Genomic DNA, 18,643 nt, shown 5'->3' on the forward strand with positions numbered 1-18,643 from the left:
TATGGGCAAGCTGTTCTGGAAATTTTTCTTTGGTTTTTGGTTGTGCCTGATTGCTGCGGCCGTGGCCACAGGCACCGCCCTTTACCTGATGCGGGAAAAGCCAGCCAGCAGTGATATAGCAGAAGGCCCACGCGCGCAATTCATGCTGGAAACCATTCAAGAAGTGCTGGAAGGCAAAGGGCCAGATGCCTTGCGCAATTTGCTGGACCGCAACCGCCAGCGAACAGGCAACGCAATTCCGGTGTTTGCAGTGTCCAGCCAAGGCGAGGAAATTTTGCATCGGGAAGTACCCGACAACATTCAACAACGAATCACCGCCCTGTTCAATGGCGAGGAACAAGCCGAGCAAGGTACGTTGCAGGTGACCGCGCAAGACCAGTCGAAATGGATTCTGTTTATTCCACGCAATCGCCGCCACCCGGAACCTTCAACCAACACCAGCACCGGCGAGCCCACACCACCACATGAAGACAAACGCAAGCAACGTGAGGCACTTGAACCACCGCTTCCACCCGTACCAGGGGCCGGCATTTTTGCTGCGTTTCTGGCCAGCCTTTTGTTTGCAGGTGTGTTGGCCTACACATTCAGCCGCCCCTTGAACACCTTGAAAAATGCATTTCGGGAAGCAGGCAAAGGTCGCTTGGGTGTTCGCATTTCCAACAACAAAACCGGCAAAAAACGCAGCGATGAAATTGGCGAATTGCTCAGCGGCTTTGACCACATGGCTGAAGAAATTGAAACCCGCATTGAGCAACAAAAAGTGTTGTTGCACGACGTATCGCATGAACTGCGCTCTCCATTGGCACGCCTGAACCTGGCGGTGGGCCTGGCACGCCAGAACCCGGCACATTTGGACACGAGCTTGAGCCGCATTGAAACCGAAGCAGAAAGGCTGGACAACCTGATTGGCCAACTGCTGAATTTATCGCGACTGGATGCAAACCAGAATGCGGAAATTCTGAGAGAACACAATGTGATTGAGTTGTTGCTTGCTGTGGTAGAAGACGCTCAGTTTGAAGCGGAGCAACAGAGCAAGCTTGTTGAATTCACCGACGATGTAAGGCAGTGGAATTTGCGATGCCATGCTGAAAGCCTGCAAGGCGCATTTGACAACATTATTCGCAATGCAATTAAACACACCCCCGAAAATACTGCTATAAAAATTCGCTGTCGCGTACAAAACAAACAGTTGTGCATTGACATTGAAGACCAAGGCCCGGGCATTCCTTCCGCCCTTTTGCCCAAGCTGTTCACACCCTTTTTCAAACACGGCGAACACTCTGGCCATGGCCTGGGTTTGGCGATTGCCAAAAAATCGATTCAACGTGTAAACGGCGAACTCAGTGCCCGCAATGGCACACCGCATGGTTTATTGATCACCATCGAACTGCCTGGCAGCCGTTAAGCCACCCATTAAACCGTTGGCGGAACCCCGGCAATCCAACCCTCTACGGGATCGATCAATTTGGGCAAACCAAAACTGGATTCAGCCCGCTTGGCTGCCCAACCCGCCACCAGGCAACACAGCACCGCATCCAGGTGATCGGCTTTGACATCATCGAGCAACTTAGCACGCAAATAGGGGCGCACCTGTACCTTGATGCCAAACAACATGCCTTCTTCCAATGCACACAACAATTCGGAACGGGCCATGCGGCGATCCGCAGTGTCTTTCTTGGGGTCGTCGCTTTTGTAGCTGGCTCGGTTCAACACCTTGCGGGCCAAATAGCCGGGGTAGGCCTCCAGGGCCACGCGGGTTTTGTCGCCCCGTTGCATGCCAGGTATGTGAACACCGGTTTTCATCAACAACGGTGCACCGGCGTGCAGCATGTAAGCCACCGGTGGGTTTACCCATTTCATGGAAGGCGAAGATCCTGCCGGGGCATCGCATTCCCGGTGTGCAAACTTGTGCCCGGCGGGGCGTGCATCGCACCACGCCTTGAAAGTGGCGCGAATTTGCTCGCGACTCAAAGCACTGTAGTAATTGATCAGTTTTTCCCAAGCCAAAAAGTCAGTACGCCCAGCGCCTGGCCACTTTAAACCCTCCACCAATTTGCGCGACAAACCAAAAGGCATGTCAATGGCAGCCACAAAACCCAACTGCTCCAAGGGTCCTGCTGCGCGCTCCAGTTTTCCGAACGCCTGCGGTCCTTCTTTCAACAAGGTTTCGAACTCGCCCAGTGTGGTCAGCGACATGAGTTCATCGACCGCCAACACCGCACCCTGCCACTGGCCCACAGCCACTGCAATCGGTTTTTTCTTGGTGGGACTGCTGGAAAAATCGATACCCAGCAGGCGACTGTTTTCGGGATTCAAACTACATTCTCCGGGGGCAACAAAGCCTCGAGCACTGCAAGGTGATCGGCTTCATGCAAAGGTTTGTCATGGCGAATGCGAAGCATACGTGGAAAACGAACAGCCACGCCACTTTTGTGACGAGTGGAACGGGAAATGGCTTCAAAGCCCAGCTCAAAAACAAGCACTGGGGCCACAGTGCGAACCGGGCCAAACTTGTCCACGGTGTGCTTTCGAATCACGCGATCTACTTCTTTGAATTCTTCATCGGTCAGGCCCGAATACGCCTTTGCGAACGGCACCAAACGGGGCAAACCACGCGCCACCGTGTCTTCAACTTTTTCACCGTTTGCAATCGCCTGCGCCACTTCTTGCGCCTGCGCTGCACTGGCAGGCGGTGTTTCCCACACAGCAAAGGTGTAATCGGTGTACAGGCTTGCGCGGCGGCCGTGGCCTCGCTGCGCATACACCAACACACAGTCTACGGTCATGGGGTCGATTTTCCATTTCCACCACAGGCCGTCTGCTTTGGTGCGGCCAACCCCATAGCGGGAATCACAGTGCTTCAACATAAAGCCTTCCACACCCCTGGCGCGGCTTTCTTCCCGAAGCAATTTCAGTTCTTGCCAACTTGCAGCGCACACGCGTTGCGACAACAACAAACGCGGCATGAAATTCACAGTGCTTTGTTCATGATGCAAGGCATAAAATTCCTCCAACGCAGTTCTGCGTTGCAGCTGGGTTTGGTTCACTGTGTTCATTGCGTTCAAGCGAAGCAGGTCGTAAGCCAAAAAAACCACGGGTGAATCTGCCATCAATTTTTTACTGACCACTTTGCGATTCAAGCGCCCCTGCAAGGCATTGAAGCCTGCGGGCGAACCACCTTGCCACACCAGTATTTCACCGTCCAGAATACAAGCGTCGGGCCAATGTGCGAAGGCTTCCTGCAACTCCGGAAACTGCTCGCTGACCAACTCCTCGCCGCGCGACCACACCCACACCTGCCCACCCTCTTTCACCACTTGGGCGCGAATTCCGTCGTATTTCCATTCCACCAACCAGTCCGCAAGCGCTCCCAAATTTTCAGGTTCTTCCTGCAAGGGGTGCGCCAGAAAAAAAGGCAAGGGTTGGCCCAATCGACCAGAATCCTGCCCGGTGCTGCTTTCACTGGGCGAAGCCAACAAGGCGCTGAACTGCTCGGCCGTGGGCTGGTTGCTGGCATCGGCAAACCCCATCATGCGGGTGGCCACCAGCTTGGCATCCAACCCTGCACATTCGGCCAGTGCGCGGGTCACCAACAACTTGGAAACACCCACACGAAAACCACCGCCCACCAGCTTCACGAACAGAAACCGTTCATTGGCTGCCAGCTCATTCCAGCAGGCTTGCACGGCAACAATGCGTTCTTCATCGGGCAAGGTGCGCAAGGGTAAAATTCGGTTTTGCATCCACCAGGCCAAGCCTTGCGACTGGCCAGCCAGTGTCGGTGCAATTGGCAACACATGGGCAATCGTTTCGGCCAAATCGCCCACCGCCTGGTAACTTTCTTCAAACAACCAGTCGGGCAAACCACTGACCTGCAAAGCCACCTCACGCAAGGTGCGGGTGGGCACGGTGCGCTTGGGTTTGCCGCCCGACAAAAAATACACAGCCCATGCAGCATCCTCGGCGGGTGCGTGTTCAAAGTAACGGCGCAAAGCCTGCACCTTGTGCAAGGTTGAGGTGGAGCCATCCAGTTCGGCAAACAATTCCGCAAACTGCTTCATGCGGTGGGCACCTCGCCTTCACCCTCACCACCATATTCAGTGGCAAACGCGCGGGCATTCAATCCCTGTTCCTGCAGCCAGCGCACCATCACCTGCACGTAGCCGTGAGTCACAATCACCTGCTCCGCACCAGTGGCACCAATGGCACGCATCAGGCCAGGCCAGTCCGCGTGGTCAGACATCACAAACCCCCGATCCACATTGCTGCGTCTGCGCCCGCCACGCAACTGCATCCAGCCCGATGCAAATGCATCGGAATACGCATTGCCAAACCGCTTCATCCAGGCGGCACCTTGGGCTGCGGGTGGGGCAATGGCAAGGCAGGTTTTGTAAATGGATTTGTCAAGCACTTCGCTCACGGTGAAAGTATCGGGCAGCTTCACACCTGCATCCCGATAGGCTTTGTTCAAGCCCTCGCAAGCGCTGTGGCACACAATGGGACCAATGCTTGAATCCACACCCGCCAGTATTCGCTGCGCCTTGCCAAACGAATAGCCGTACAACACGCTGGCCTTGCCCTGTGCGGCATTGGCAGCCCACCATGCGTTTATCTCGGCATAAATTTCAGCATCGCTGCGCCAACGGTAAATGGGCAAACCAAAGGTGGATTCCGTAATGAAAGTGTTGCACTTCACGGGTTCGAATGCGTCGCAGGTTAAATCAGGGGCTACCTTGTAATCGCCACTGGCCACCCACACTTCGCCCTGGTATTCCAAACGGATTTGACACGAACCCAACACATGCCCGGCCGGGTGCAATGAAATTTTGACACCGTTGTGCAGGGTGCCGGCACCGTAGGGAAGCGTGTCGAGTGAAATGTTGCCCAAGCGGGTGCGCAGCACACCCTCGCCAGGCGCCGCGCACAGGTAGTGGTTGTGCCCCACACGGGCATGGTCTGCATGCGCATGGGTAATGATTGCACGGTCTACCTTGCGCCAGGGGTCGATGTAAAAATCGCCTTGGGGGCAATACAAACCTTCGGGGCGACTCACCACCAAATCCATGCTGCACAACCTTCAAAATCAACAACTAATACCGGCTGCCAAAATCACCCAGGAAAACAGCCAAGAGCATTAATTTATAACACAGCCAACTGAACACCCTTTCTTTCAAGGGGCGCTGTGCGTGTTCATGGGCTTGAATTTCCCGGCTGTCATTTTGAATGGATTTCAGTAATTCTTCGCGCAGCGCGCTTGCAAATTCCCGGTTATAAACAATCACGTTCGCTTCACGGGCAAACAAACAACTCAAAGGGTCCAGGTTGGACGAACCCACTGTGGCCCAGTTTGAATCCATCACCGCCACTTTTGCATGCAAAAAACCGGGCAGGTATTCATAAATGTCCACGCCAGCGGCCAACAAACTGGAATACAAACTTTGCGTGGCGTAATGCTGAAAGCGATACTCCACACGCCCTTGCAGCAACAACTGAACATGCACGCCCCGCGCACGCGCTGCGAGCAAGGCCTTGCGCATTTTACGACCAGGTAAAAAGTAAGCATTGCTGAGAATGACCGAACGTTGCGCATTGCCAATGGCTTGAACATAGGCGCGTTCGATTCGCCTGCGCAAACGGAAATTGTCGCGCACGGCCAGTTGGGCTTTCACTTTGCCAAACGGTTTGGGTTTGGGCGTTGAGCGCTGGCGCGCCATGGTCTCTTGCAACTGCTCCACCCGGTCTTTCCACCAGCTTGACCTAAAGGTATCTGTTACCCGCCCACCCGGACCAATTTGCAGCCACAACCACTCCATGTTGTGCCAAACGTCTTGCACCACAGGGCCTTGCAACTGCACGGCAAAGTCATAGCGTGGCCCCAGTGTTTCTTGATCCAGCAAATCAGTGTTTACCACCATGGCCTGTTCTCGCATTCCACCCGATGCGCCCCAAATCGGCTTTCTTTTCTGTTGCGCCCGCTCTGTGGCTCTTAACAGTTCGTCGCGTTCCCCTTCGTGGTTCAAGTCATCAATCAGATTGATGCCGCCAACAAAAGCGATTTCGCTGTCAACCGCAATTATTTTTCGATGCATGCGGCGAAGCCGTTTCGGATTGAGCCTGAACGACATGCTTTCAGGCCGAAAAACGCGAACATGCACACCGTGCCGCTGTAAGTTGGGCACCCAGGTGCGTACGCCCTCTTGCCCACCAAAACCATCAAGCACCAAACGCACTTCGACGCCACGCGCTACGGCCCGGCACATGGCCTGGCAAAAAGCCTCGCCAATTGAATCGTTCGCAAAAATATAGGTTTCAATGCGCACAGAATATTTGGCACGCTCAATCGCATCAAGCGCACGCGGAAACAGCTGTTCCCCCCCCACCAGCAATTCAACCGCATTGCCCTCCCGCTCGGGTGCGGCTGCTGGCAACAGGTTCAACACCATGCGCACTCCAGATCGACCACAAAAGGTGCATGGTCAGACAACTTGGCCCAAGCTGGCCCATGAAGCACCGTGGCCTCGTGCACGTTGAAGCCACGGGCAAATACACGGTCTAGCCCCAACACGGGGAAGCGACTGGGAAAACTGCCCACCCGGGCCAAGCGATTGTTTTTGTCCAAGGGCATGACTTCCTCGGCCTTCAAACCTTGCTGCAAAATTGGACCCAGGCGGCGCTGCCAGTCATTGAAGTCGCCTGCCACCACCAAGGGCATGCCCGCAGGTACATGGGTGCCCACATGTTCAATCAGCTTGCTCGCCTGCCGCACGCGGCTGCGGTACAACAACCCAAAATGCGCCACCATGGCGTGAATGGGGCCTGCGGGCGTTTTAACGCAGCAATGCAACAAACCGCGTTGCTCCAAACGATGATCGGACACATCCTGATTCAGCATCCACTCAATTTCGTATCGAGACAACAAAGCGTTGCCATGATGCCCGTGCGAATACACGGCATTCATGCCGTAGGCAGTGAAATATTGCTGACTTGCATGGCCCAGCAAATCATCGATGGCTGAAGGCGACTGGGCAAGAAACTCGTGCTGCCCACCCTCGGGCCAGTGTTCAAACTTGCCCGCATGCCGGTCGTGCCGACCTTGAACCTCTTGCAAAAACACCAGGTCGGCATCCATGGCATGGATTTGTTCACGCAAGGCATGAATGGTCAGGGCAGGTTTTCGCAGGCCCATGACCCCCTTGTGAATGTTGTAGGTCGCAATTCGAAGTCGCATTACATGCAATACCTAGAAAATAAATCAGTAAATTACCAAGTCAATTCAAGTCATGTCACAAACACAGGGTATTGCCCCCCAATTAGGGTTACCCCTAAACTCAGTGCGTAAATATTGAAACTCTTAAAGCAGTTTAAAACCGTTTCTTGCAGCAGCTATATACCGTATATGAAAAAAGGGGCCCTTCGCGGCCCCTTTGTATTTTCAGCTTCGCTTGCCTTGAAGCTTCTGGTTCAACTCGAGAATGGCTTGTGCATTGTTGGGTGAAAAGCACCGCTCTGCGGCCTCGTTTGCATTCAACCACGCATACCCCACATGTTCGTTTGCGGCCAACCGGGGGGTGAAACCATCGGGCACACAGGCCACAAACCAATGCTCAGTGTTGTGGGTCACACCTGCTGGGTAGCGGTGTCGCCAGTGCTCAAAAATTTCATACTGCAGGCTGTAAGGCCAAGGCCTGAGCAAACCAGGCTTGAGCAACTCGCCCGCATCAGCATCCAGCACCGTGGGAATTGCCGTGGGCGTGGCCTCAAAGCCGGTTTCTTCTGCCAGTTCACGCACTGCGGCTTGCAGCGGTGATTCATCCGGAAAATCCAGACTGCCGGTCACTGATTGCCAGTACCCGGCTTTGTCAGCCCGTTCAATCAATAAAAAATCCCCGCGAGGGCTGACCATCACGACCAGCACCGACACAGGGATTTTTTGACCGCTCAAAGTGCGCTGCCCTTGGTGATCAAGCCACGTTTTTGGGTTCGGCCTGACGCAGGCGAATGTGCAATTCACGCAACTGCTTTTCGTCCACAGGGCTTGGTGCCTGGGTCAACAAACACTGCGCGCGCTGCGTTTTCGGGAACGCGATTACGTCACGAATGCTTTCTGCGCCACTCATCATGGTCACAATGCGATCCAGGCCAAAAGCCAAACCACCGTGAGGTGGCGCACCGTATTGCAAGGCATCCAGCAAGAAACCAAACTTGGCTGCCGCTTCTTCTTCGGAAATATTCAAAGCACGGAACACCTTGCTTTGTACTTTTTCCTTGTGAATACGTACCGAGCCACCGCCCAATTCCCAACCGTTCAGCACCATGTCATAGGCCTTGGCAATGCACTTGCCGGGGTCAGTGGTCAGGTAGTCCTCGTGGCCGTCTTTCGGGCTGGTAAAGGGGTGGTGACAAGCCACCCAGCGGCCTGCTTCCTCATCCAGTTCAAACATGGGGAAGTCGATCACCCACAGTGGTTCCCACCGGCCTTGTACCAAACCTGCTTTCTGGCCAAATTCGCTGTGACCAATCTTCAAGCGAAGCGCACCGATTGCGTCGTTCACCACTTTGGTTTTGTCGGCACCGAAGAACAGAATGTCGCCATCGGCGGCACCACTGCGCTTGAGCAATTCATTCAAGGCTGTGTCGTGAATGTTTTTCACGATGGGCGATTGCAGGCCGTCACGGCCCTTGGCCAATTCGTTCACCTTGATCCAGGCCAAGCCCTTGGCACCATAAATGCCCACAAACTTGGTGTAGTTGTCGATTTCAGAGCGAGGAATTTCAGCACCACCTGGCACACGCAAGGCCACCACGCGGCCATTGTCCATGTTGGCCGGGCCAGAGAACACCTTGAAGTCGACATCTTTCATGATGTCGGTGAGTTCAGTGAATTCCATTTTCACGCGCAGGTCAGGTTTGTCTGAACCAAAACGCGCCATCGCTTCGCTGTAGGGCATCACGGGGAAGGGGTTTTGCAATTCCACATCCATGGTTTGCTTGAACACCTTGCGGATCATGTCCTCGAACAGGTCACGAATTTCCTGCTCACCAAGGAATGAAGTTTCGATGTCCACCTGGGTGAATTCAGGCTGACGATCGGCGCGCAAATCTTCGTCACGGAAGCACTTGGTGATTTGGTAGTAACGGTCGTAACCCGCCACCATCAACATTTGCTTGAACAGCTGGGGCGACTGCGGCAAGGCAAAAAACTCGCCAGCGTGCACGCGTGAAGGCACCAGGTAATCGCGCGCGCCTTCAGGCGTGCTCTTGGTCAGCATGGGGGTTTCAATGTCTACAAAACCCTGTGCGTCAAGGTGGTTGCGAATGGCCATGGCCACTTTGTAACGCAGCATCAGGTTTTTCTGCATTTGCGGGCGACGCAAATCGAGAACACGGTGCGTAAGGCGCGTGGTCTCTGAAAGATTTTCGTCGTCGAGCTGGAAAGGAGGAGTCACTGATGCATTCAGAATTTCCAGTCCCTTGCACAACAGTTCCACAGCGCCGCTTTTCAGGTTGCTGTTCTCAGTGCCTTCAGGGCGTGCGCGCACCAAACCTTCCACACGCACACAAAATTCGTTGCGCAGGGTTTCTGCGGTCGCAAATACCTCAGCCAGGTCGGGATCGCACACCACCTGCACCAAACCCTCACGGTCACGCAGATCAATAAAAATAACACCGCCGTGGTCACGACGACGTTGCACCCAGCCACACAGGGCAATGGTTTGGCCCAAGTAGGCCTGTGACACATTGCCACAATAGTCAGTACGCATTTTCATGAATGTCAGTCTTGTTTAATGGGTTGATCCAACACGTCGTCCGAAGGTGTTACCACCCCCAGCGACACAATGTACTTCAAGGCCTCGTCCACGGACATGCCAGACGGGCGCAATAGTTTTTCGGGCACCATGATCACGTATCCCGAGGCGGGGCTGGGCGATGTGGGCACATAAACCGACACCAGCGGGCATTGATCATTCAGGTTTTCAAGCAGGCTGGGTGGCGGTGTTCCGGTCACGAACCCCAACGCCCAAATGCCCGGGTGCGGGTACGGCACCAGCACCGAACGGGTAAATGCCTTGCCAGACGAGCTTAACAGCGTATCGGACACCTGTTTCACGCTGTTGTACACGATTTTGAACAAGGGAATGCGCGACAACACCCAATCCCCTGCCTTGAATAACCAAGCGCCAAAATAATTGGCCGCCAGCACGCCTGTACCCAACAACACAGCCAGGGTCAGAATGACACCCAAACCCGGAATGTGCACACCCAGCCAAACCCTGGGGTGCAGCGCATCGGGCAACAGCATCAGGGTTTGATCCATTAAACCCACCACCAGGGCCAACACCCACAGGGTGATGCCCAAGGGCACCCAGATCAACAAACCTGTCAGCAGGTATTTTTTGATGATGTCCGAGTTCAAGACCCGTTCGGGCAACTTGGCTTGTGACTTGGCCGGTGACTTAGCTGGCATCGGTACTGGGCGCCGTGGTTGAAGGCGTGCTGGTGCTTGCAGCCGCCCCAGTTGTAGACGCTGCCGGCGATGCCGCAGCCGAGGAACTTGCGCTGCCACCCCTGAAATCAGTCACATACCAGCCCGAGCCTTTCAATTGAAAGCCTGCTGCAGTCACCTGCTTTGCAAAACTGGCCTGACCGCAACTTGGACACTGGGTCAAAGGTGCATCGCTCAGTTTTTGCAACACGTCTTTTTCGAAGCCACACGCTTCACAGCGATACGCATAAATTGGCATTTCTGCTACACCCGCAAATACAAACGAAAAACCCCCCATTATAAGATGGAAGGCCGAAGAACTCCAACACCCTGAATTTCAAAGACAAAAAAAGAGCGCTTTCCTTTCGAAAAGCGCCCTTCGTGTCGACGGAGTAGGCTGCCCCAATAAGAATTCAGCCAATGACACTAGAACTACGCCGCCCCCCTCTAGCAAAGGGCGGTTTTGGATCAACAGGCTCTTAGGCGGCCTGGTATCCTGCCTCTTGTTGACCCTGCTCATTGACGGACCAGCGATTGGCCCGTTTAAAGGTGCCCAGGTCGTTGAATCGAACGCCGTTTTCACGCATGACTTCATGACCCTTCTTGGCGGTCATTTGACGGATGTAGAAGGGATCTCGCACTACAAAGTGGTGAATGCCGTGAGTCGAGCCAAAGTTGAAACAGAACAGGTGGGGAATAATGAACCACTTGCTGTTCAGCACCTGGCACTGCTGTACGAAGTTGCCGTCTTCAATGTCACCGAAATAGTGCATGTTCGAGCTGATGAAGTTGATCGAGAACGAACGCAACAGGTTGGGGGCGAAAATCAGCACAGCAACCGTATTCGCTGTGGCCACCAGTTCAGGCGTTACAAACGCGGGCCAAGGTACGCTGTAACCAACCGCCCAGGCCGCCGCTTCCACTGCCCAGTAAGCCACGTAGGCGTGCCAGCCAATGTAAAAAATCGAAGCCAACGGGAAGTTACCAATCGCACCGCGCATCAATGCCTTCAAACGCAAGTGCTTGGGCACCTTCATGATGCGCAACACCACGCTCAGCTCCAAATCCAGCATCATCAACAAACGCAGGGGGGTGAAACGCTCGCCGTTGGTAATGGCACGCTCTTCCAGATCGGTTTCTGTGCCGGAATGTTTGTGGTGGTGCAGGTGCAAGTGGCGGCGCAACCAGGGGTTGATGGTGCTGGGGCGGCAAATCCACACCAGGCTCATCATCAGGTTGTGCATGAACTTGTTCTTGCGGAAATACATGTAGTGGATCAGGTCATGTTCCAATTCATGCGTGAAGCTCAGGAAAATCGCAATCACGGGAATGGTCACATACCAAGCCAGCATGCCCTCCAGGTACGCCCAGCCTGTCAGCACGGCACCGCCCATGGAGAACAACAAAATGGCCATGCCAATGGCATCTTGATGTCGCAAAATCGGGTACTTGGCGCGAATTCGATCGCCTTCCGCAAGCACCGCGGTCTTGATTGCGGCAATGCGCTTTTGATCTTGCGCATTGATGTTGTTCTGCTTGATTCGTGAACCACCTTCGGCTTTCGCCGGCTGGCTCATCAGCTTTTCACTCAAACTTGACATACTCTTGCCTCTTTCTGTTTTGGCTTTTCGTGATTGAAGTATGCTTGGAGTTGTGCAGTAAAGCTTGTTCTGAAACGCCAAGCCCATGACTTTCGACGCCAAAATAAGCACTCAATGACCAACAAAGTGACCAGTAAAGCGTCCAACCTACCCGGCAACACGCCAACGGCCCTAGCCAGTTGGATGCGCGGCCTTGCCCGCGAAATTGAACATCAAGGCTGCGATGCGCATGCCCTGTTTAGCGAGGCTGGGTTGGACTTTGATCTGTTGGACTCGCCTGAGGCCCGCTACCCCGTGCCCCAAACCACCCTGCTTTGGCAAAAAGCAGTGGCCCTTACTGGCGACGAAACACTGGGCATCAAGGCCATTCGACACATTACCCCGGCCACGTTTCATGCCGTGGGCTTGAGTGTCATGGCCAGCGAAACCCTGGAACAGGCTTTTGGTCGCATGCGCCGATTTGTCGACCTGGTCACTGATGCCAGCGAAATTGAGCTGCTCAGCACTGAACGCGAATTTGTTGTCGAATTGAAACTTAAAGATGATACACAACCCGCGCACCAATCGACCGATGGGTTTTTGTGCCTGCTGGCCAATGCAGGCAAAGGATTGGGCGACGCAAGCCTGGTACCGCTGCGTGTTGAACTAAGCCGCCCCGCACCCCAAGCGGGCAACCTGGACTTTTTTGAGAAAAGCTTTGCAGCACCACTGACGTTTGGCTGCAACACCATGCGGATTGTGTATGAACTCACCATGGTGCGTACCCGGCTTAAAGGCGCCAACACCTTGATTGCAGAACACCTGGACCAAGCCAGCCAAGCCGCAATCGACAGACTGAAACCCGCAAACAGTGTGAGCAGAAAATTACGTGACTGGGTCGCTAACCACCTGCCCCAAGGTGCACCCAGTATTGAAGACGCAGCCACCTACATGAACATGAGTGCCCGGAACCTGCAACGCAAGCTGGCGGACGAAGGCACCAACCTGGCGGGGATTGTGGATGAAATCAGGCAAAGCGAAGCCACGCGCCGCCTGAAACAAAGCGGGGATTCTTTGACCGCCATCGCGCTGGACCTTGGCTTTTCCGATGCGTCTGCGTTCAGCCGGGCCTGCAAACGCTGGTTTGGCAAAAGCCCCAGCGATATGCGCGAGAGATAGTTAATATTCTTAGAGTCTCGCACCTACAAGCAAGGCACAGGTTTTGCACCGCAACAAAAGTAAATCTGATGAATGCCAAGTCTTACCGACGGCAACTTGATTACTTTTGATTGGAGTTGGTGCAATGCTAAGTAATAAACCCACACGATTCTCTATTTCCTGCGCACTTGTTGTGCCCCTTGCACTGAGTGGGCTGATTGCATTTGGTGCAGCAAGCAGCAATTTACAACAGCAGGATATTGCACCCAGTGTACGCGAACAAGCCGGGGCCTCACGTGTGTCTGAACCCCTGGATTATCGATCCTCACAGATCATCGTTACAGATCCCGAAGGCATTGCCTACAACGCAGACGTGAATGCACTGGTGCGCTACCCACTGGACGGAGATGGGCCCTTTCCAGTGGTGCTTTATTTGCATGGCCGCCACGTAACCTGCAGCTATTTGGGTAACGAGTTTTTAAGTACTGGCGAATGCGATCTTGAATTACCCAGAGTGCTGGGCCAGCCAGTAAACGTGATCAAGTCGGTGGACAGCTACAAGGGATATGACTACATGGCCAGAAATTTGGCTGCACATGGCTATGTAGTGGTGTCGATTAACGCCAACGATGTAAATGACAAAGATTTGGCAGGTGATGCCGGAGTTCAAGCTCGGTCTGAATTGATTCTGCATCACCTCGACATACTCCGAGAAATCAATGAAACCGGTTTTTACAGCAAGTTGGATCAACCTTACTTGTTTGCCAGTCTTCGTGGAAAAATTGACATGACCAAAGTGGGCTTAATGGGCCACTCTCGAGGTGGTCAAGGTGTAACCCATGTGCTAAGCGTCAATCAAGCGCGAGGACCGACGATTGAAGTGGGTGAATTAAGGCCCGCTGGTAGTACATTTAATCAACCACACAACATTCGTGCCGTTTTTGCTTTGGCTCCCACGAATTTTGACTTCATCAATGCGCCAAATACAACTTTCGCAGTGTTGCTACCTTATTGCGACGGTGACGTATCCAACCTTCAAGGTGCATTCATGTATGACGAAAGTCGCAACCTGGAAGAGACAACTCCCAGCAGAAAGTTCCAGCTTGTAGCCATGGGTGCAAACCACAATTTTTACAACACCACGTGGTCTGGAGACGATTATTCCAATCAAGACCCCTTGTGTAGCAGCAACGCTGAAAATAGCGGCCGTGACGATCCCATTGATCAGCGCCGCCATGGTGAATTTTTGATGTCCTCCTTCTTTCGTCATTTTCTCGGAAACGAGACAATCTTCTCGTCATACTGGTCGGGTATGGCCAGTCTTCCGGCCGATGCATGCCCAGTGCAGTCGACAAACTCAGGGCAACGCTGCGACGATCGAGTTCATCTAAGCATTCAAACCCCGAAACAACAACGCTTGGAAATAGACAACACCAGCACATCCCTATCACTGACAATGAATCAGTTGGGTGGCGCGAACAGCACAAGCGACGCAGACCGTTTTGAATTTTGTTCAACAAGAAATGACTCGGGCAGTGTGAATTCCACGGGCTGTCCAAGTGTTCGCACCTGGGCAACCAGTGGGCAACTGTATCTAGAGTCAGACAACAGTGAATCGCAGTTCAAAACGATCCTTAATGATTTGGATGTAACTGCTTACGATAGTCTTACTTTTCGGGTTGGCATACCGGTAAAAACCTCCGAGAACAACCCATTGACCTCTGCACCCGAGATGCACGCAATCCTGACCGACACTTTTGGGCAAAGTGCGGCAATCGAAATTTCCAGTTATTCGAACGCCTTGTATCTTCCACCTGGCGACCCACTGAATACTGAAGGCGCCAAAACATTGTTGAACATGGTTCGTTTACCACTGGCCAGCTTTCAAGGTGTGAACTTTGAACATTTGGCATCTCTGGAATTGGTTCACATCGGCCCCACCCAATTACAACTGACAGATTTTCAATTCCAGGCATTGGCCGGCGAGCTGAAGCTTGCCAACACAGACACGGAAAACCCAACCGACTTGGAACCGAGCGAAAACAATATGGCAGAAACGGCCTCTTTCCTCGATGGTCAATCAGGTGGTGGCGGTTCAACTACGCTGCCTGGTCTGGCAGTCTTGGCATTGATGTTGAGTGCATTCAAACGCAAAAGAACGGTTAATTGCGTGCGCTGTAATGATTGAATGAACGGACTTCGCCTTGATTACTCACCAGCAACACGTCGTATTCGGCGCGTTTGCTGGGGTAATCTGGGTGTTCCATGCCGGGCGAACCTATGGGCATGGCGGGCACCGACAACCCCACCACATTGGCAGGCTTCTCGACCAACAGTTTTTTGATGTCATCTGCTGGCACATGGCCCTCGATGGCGTAGCCCGCAATTTTGGCGCTGTGGCAACTGCCGTATTGCTGCGGCATGCCCAAAGCTGCCCGGAAAGAATCCGTGTTTTGTACATCATTCACCTTCACGGTAAAGCCATTTTCTTCCAGGTGCTCAACCCACTCCGAGCAGCAACCACAGGTGGGTGTTTTCCACACCTCGACAAAGTTATCGCCTTGCTGGGCAACCTCAGCAGGCTTGTCGCTGCATGCCGCAATGACGACGGAACAACTCACCAGCAGTGCGCCCAACAAATAATTGGTTCGAAATTTTTGCATTGAATCAGTCCACGTTAAATTCTGTATCTATAAGACCCGGCAGCACCAATCGAGCCAAATCGCCGGTTTTTAGAGCCCCAACGCCCTCAGGAGTTCCGGTAAAAATCAGATCCCCCTCCTGCAAGGTAAACACCTGGCTTAAATAACGCACAATGAATGGAATCGGAAACAACATTTTTCGCACATCGCCGTGCTGCCGAATTTGCCCATTCAAATGCATTTGAAACTCAATATTATGGGGATGCTCAATGTGCTCGGCAGGAACAAACTGGGTCACCGTGGCCGCACAATGAAAACCCTTGGCGACCGCCCAAGGTAACCCACCTTGCTTGGCTTTGCTCTGCAAATCACGGGCAGTCAAATCCAGCCCCAGACCATAGCCCGCAATGTGTTTCAAGGCTTTGTCCTCTGCAATGTTTTTTCCGCCTTGCCCCACCAGCAAAACCAATTCTGCCTCGTAGTGAACATCGCTGGAATGCGCAGGCAACACGATCGGCGTACCGGGCGGGTGCAGGGCCGAGGTGGGCTTGATAAACACCACCGGGTCTTCTTCAGGGCGATTGCCCAGTTCTGCAATGTGTGCCGCGTAATTGCGACCAATACAAAAAATATTGCGAACCTGGACGGCTTTGGCTTGCTGGGCAAGCAGGGTAATGTGGGGCATCAGGTGTCCTTAAAACGAAATCGATGAGTTTGATATTGCCCTAAGCTGACACAATGTGCACTTCGGTTAAATACCTGCTTCTTTCAGGGAAGGCCTGAAACGAAAAAAGCCTGTAACTATTAAAGTCACAGGCTTTTCTCGCGTGCCGGGTATTCAGTTAAAACGGAATATCGTCATCCAGATCAGCAACACTTTGTGGGGCTGAGCGCTGAGGCGCTGGCGCGGAAGAGCGCATGCTGCTGCCACCCGAGCTGCGGCTTGGTGCGGGCGACTGATCAAAGTCATCCCCACCACTCATGGACGAACCACCGCCGCCACCACCGCCGCTTTCACGGCCGCCGAGCAATTGCATTTGGTCTGCAATAATTTCAGTGGTGTATTTGTCCACACCCGACTGATCTTGCCACTTGCGGGTTTTCAAACGACCCTCGATGTACACAGAACGGCCTTTCTTGCAGTATTCGCCGGCAATTTCAGCCAAGCGACCATAAATGACCACGCGGTGCCATTCAGTTTCTTCGCGCTTTTCGCCCGTATTTTTGTCTTTCCAATTGCTGGAAGTGGCCAATGCAAGATTCACAACGGCGCCGCCGTCGGGCAAATAGCGCACGTCGGGATCTTTACCCAAATTACCGACCAGAATTACCTTGTTTACTGAGGCCATGGAATGAATTGCTCCTTAGATTCTTGAAATATGTCTTGAAATGCGCCCCGAAGGGACTGCAGTAATTGGGCTATTAGTGGCTTGCCGGGTTGCCCACCGGCTCACTGACTGGTGCAACACTTGCTGAGCGTGGCGGCAAGGCTTTGATACCCATCGCCAATAAGAACCACACCACGACCAACAGCAACACACCCTCGAATACGCCCTGTGCACCCAAGTGACGAAATACCAAACCACCCAGTGCGCCACCGGCGAAAAGCCCAAGCGCTTGAGAAGTATTATATACACCCAATGCCAAACCCCGGTGACTGAGGGGTGCCACTCGTGACACCCACGAGGGAAGGGTAGCCTCGAGCAAATTGAAACCCACAAAGTAGGCCAACAACAGCAAAACCACCACCCAGCCTTGCTGTGCAAATAGCACGAGGCCAAGTAGCACCAAGCCCATCAGCCCGATTGAACCCAGTTTGACCTGCTTGGTTTTGGCTTTTTTTTCTGACCAAACCATCAATGGCACCATCAGCACGAACGAGCCCAGCACCACGGGCAGGTAAACCTTCCAGTGTTCAGCCAAAGGCAAACCCAAACCGCTGAGCAGCAAACTGGGCACCACGACAAACAGGGACATTTGGGTCAAGTGCAGGGTAAAAATACCCAGGTTCAAACGCAACAGGTCGGGTTTGGTCAGTACCGCCCAACCGTCAGCAAAACTGCCCTTGAGTTTCGCTTCCTGGTCGGCCAAATTCGGCGTGGGCAGCAGCCAAATCACAACGGCAATTCCAAAAATACTGAGCACGCCCGTGATGGCAAAAAGACCGCTCAATCCAAAAAACTTGTACAACACCGGTGAGAACACCAATGACAAGGCAAATGTAACGCCAATTGATGCGCCGATCATGGCCATGCCTTTGGAGCGCACTTCGTCACGGGTCACGTCGGCCAACAAAGCCGACAAGGCCGCTGAAATGGCGCCAGCCCCTTGCAGGGCCCTTGCCCACACCAGTTGCTCGACCGTTTCGGCCACATAACCCAGCCAGCAACCCGCCGCAAACAGCAACAAGCCACCGATGATAATCGGCTTTCTGCCCAGTTTGTCTGAGGCCCAACCCAGCGGAATTTGCATACAGGCCTGCGCCAGGCCGTAAATACCCATGGCAAAACCCACCAGGCTTAAATTGTCACCACCGGGCATGCCTGCCGCGTGCAGGGAAAAAACCGGCAAAATCATGAACATGCCAAACATGCGCAAGGCATAAATGCTGGCCAGCCACCCAGCGGCTTTTCGCTCGGCAGGCAACATTTTGAATGCGTCGGGGGCTGCGGTACGGCTCACGGTCTTGCGGCTCATGTGTGATTGAAATTCAAGGGCTTGAACTACCCGTGCGGATGTGTTGATCCAGGAAACCGTCTATAGTATCAGGTTGGCCGCTG

At 53.6% G+C, this 18,643-nt stretch carries 17 protein-coding genes; 3 read left to right on the forward strand and 14 right to left on the reverse strand.

Going from position 1 to position 18,643, the window contains the following annotated elements; genetic code table 11:
- The first annotated feature begins 1 nt into the window (after position 1).
- Positions 2-1,405: an ATP-binding protein gene (locus tag P0D43_RS01195; protein WP_394673041.1), complete on the forward strand. Its 1,404-nt coding sequence runs from the start codon at positions 2-4 to the stop codon at positions 1,403-1,405.
- Positions 1,406-1,413: 8 nt separating this feature from the next.
- Here the strand turns inward: P0D43_RS01195 and P0D43_RS01200 are convergent, their stop codons facing one another.
- From P0D43_RS01200 to P0D43_RS01245, 10 genes are all read right to left on the reverse strand, one after another.
- Positions 1,414-2,316 carry a DUF429 domain-containing protein gene (locus tag P0D43_RS01200; protein WP_159568985.1) on the reverse strand — a complete coding sequence of 301 codons (903 nt, stop codon included), beginning with the start codon at positions 2,314-2,316 and terminating at the stop codon, positions 1,414-1,416.
- Complete coding sequence (locus tag P0D43_RS01205; protein ID WP_394673042.1) at positions 2,313-4,061, reverse strand: cisplatin damage response ATP-dependent DNA ligase; 1,749 nt, start codon at positions 4,059-4,061, stop codon at positions 2,313-2,315. The genes P0D43_RS01200 and P0D43_RS01205 overlap by 4 nt, the downstream gene beginning before the upstream one ends.
- Complete coding sequence (locus P0D43_RS01210; protein ID WP_394673043.1) at positions 4,058-5,065, reverse strand: ligase-associated DNA damage response exonuclease; 1,008 nt, start codon at positions 5,063-5,065, stop codon at positions 4,058-4,060. The genes P0D43_RS01205 and P0D43_RS01210 overlap by 4 nt, the downstream gene beginning before the upstream one ends.
- Positions 5,066-5,090: 25 nt before the next feature.
- Positions 5,091-6,443, reverse strand: coding sequence for a phosphatidylserine/phosphatidylglycerophosphate/cardiolipin synthase family protein (locus P0D43_RS01215; RefSeq protein ID WP_394673044.1), 1,353 nt, complete (start codon positions 6,441-6,443; stop codon positions 5,091-5,093).
- A complete protein-coding gene (locus P0D43_RS01220) occupies positions 6,434-7,228 on the reverse strand; it encodes an endonuclease/exonuclease/phosphatase family protein (RefSeq protein WP_159568989.1) in 795 nt (264 codons plus the stop codon). Before P0D43_RS01220 ends, P0D43_RS01215 begins: the two co-directional genes overlap by 10 nt.
- A 204-nt stretch (positions 7,229-7,432) precedes the next feature.
- Complete coding sequence (gene nudB, locus P0D43_RS01225) at positions 7,433-7,942, reverse strand: dihydroneopterin triphosphate diphosphatase (RefSeq protein ID WP_201301419.1); 510 nt, start codon at positions 7,940-7,942, stop codon at positions 7,433-7,435.
- 19 nt (positions 7,943-7,961) lie between these two features.
- The gene (gene aspS / locus P0D43_RS01230; protein WP_394673045.1) at positions 7,962-9,767 is read right to left on the reverse strand and encodes an aspartate--tRNA ligase; all 1,806 of its coding nucleotides are present in this window, start codon (positions 9,765-9,767) and stop codon (positions 7,962-7,964) included.
- A 5-nt stretch (positions 9,768-9,772) separates the two neighbouring features.
- Positions 9,773-10,465: a DUF502 domain-containing protein gene (locus P0D43_RS01235; protein WP_394673046.1), complete on the reverse strand. Its 693-nt coding sequence runs from the start codon at positions 10,463-10,465 to the stop codon at positions 9,773-9,775.
- Complete coding sequence (locus tag P0D43_RS01240) at positions 10,455-10,742, reverse strand: FmdB family zinc ribbon protein (protein WP_394673047.1); 288 nt, start codon at positions 10,740-10,742, stop codon at positions 10,455-10,457. Before P0D43_RS01240 ends, P0D43_RS01235 begins: the two co-directional genes overlap by 11 nt.
- A gap of 220 nt (positions 10,743-10,962) precedes the next feature.
- Complete coding sequence (locus tag P0D43_RS01245; RefSeq protein WP_394673048.1) at positions 10,963-12,084, reverse strand: fatty acid desaturase; 1,122 nt, start codon at positions 12,082-12,084, stop codon at positions 10,963-10,965.
- 114 nt (positions 12,085-12,198) lie between these two features.
- On the opposite strand from P0D43_RS01245, the gene P0D43_RS01250 reads away from it, so the two are divergent.
- Both P0D43_RS01250 and P0D43_RS01255 read left to right on the forward strand, forming a co-directional pair.
- Positions 12,199-13,242, forward strand: a complete 1,044-nt coding sequence (locus tag P0D43_RS01250) for an AraC family transcriptional regulator (RefSeq protein ID WP_341236910.1) — start codon at positions 12,199-12,201, stop codon at positions 13,240-13,242.
- 124 nt (positions 13,243-13,366) lie between these two features.
- Positions 13,367-15,409, forward strand: coding sequence for a hypothetical protein (locus P0D43_RS01255; RefSeq protein ID WP_394673049.1), 2,043 nt, complete (start codon positions 13,367-13,369; stop codon positions 15,407-15,409).
- Here P0D43_RS01255 and P0D43_RS01260 read toward each other — a convergent pair.
- From P0D43_RS01260 to P0D43_RS01275, 4 genes are all read right to left on the reverse strand, one after another.
- Complete coding sequence (locus tag P0D43_RS01260) at positions 15,384-15,884, reverse strand: DUF411 domain-containing protein (RefSeq protein ID WP_341236912.1); 501 nt, start codon at positions 15,882-15,884, stop codon at positions 15,384-15,386. The two genes, P0D43_RS01255 and P0D43_RS01260, sit on opposite strands and share 26 nt — an antisense overlap.
- 4 nt (positions 15,885-15,888) lie before the next feature.
- Positions 15,889-16,548: a fumarylacetoacetate hydrolase family protein gene (locus P0D43_RS01265; RefSeq protein ID WP_394673050.1), complete on the reverse strand. Its 660-nt coding sequence runs from the start codon at positions 16,546-16,548 to the stop codon at positions 15,889-15,891.
- A gap of 157 nt (positions 16,549-16,705) precedes the next feature.
- Positions 16,706-17,212 carry a single-stranded DNA-binding protein gene (gene ssb / locus P0D43_RS01270; RefSeq protein ID WP_341236914.1) on the reverse strand — a complete coding sequence of 169 codons (507 nt, stop codon included), beginning with the start codon at positions 17,210-17,212 and terminating at the stop codon, positions 16,706-16,708.
- Between the two features lie 73 nt (positions 17,213-17,285).
- Positions 17,286-18,560 carry an MFS transporter gene (locus tag P0D43_RS01275; RefSeq protein WP_159568996.1) on the reverse strand — a complete coding sequence of 425 codons (1,275 nt, stop codon included), beginning with the start codon at positions 18,558-18,560 and terminating at the stop codon, positions 17,286-17,288.
- Positions 18,561-18,643 lie beyond the last annotated feature (83 nt).

It is taken from the genome of Limnobacter sp., assembly GCF_043511195.1.
In the GTDB taxonomy this organism is placed as follows: domain Bacteria; phylum Pseudomonadota; class Gammaproteobacteria; order Burkholderiales; family Burkholderiaceae_B; genus Limnobacter.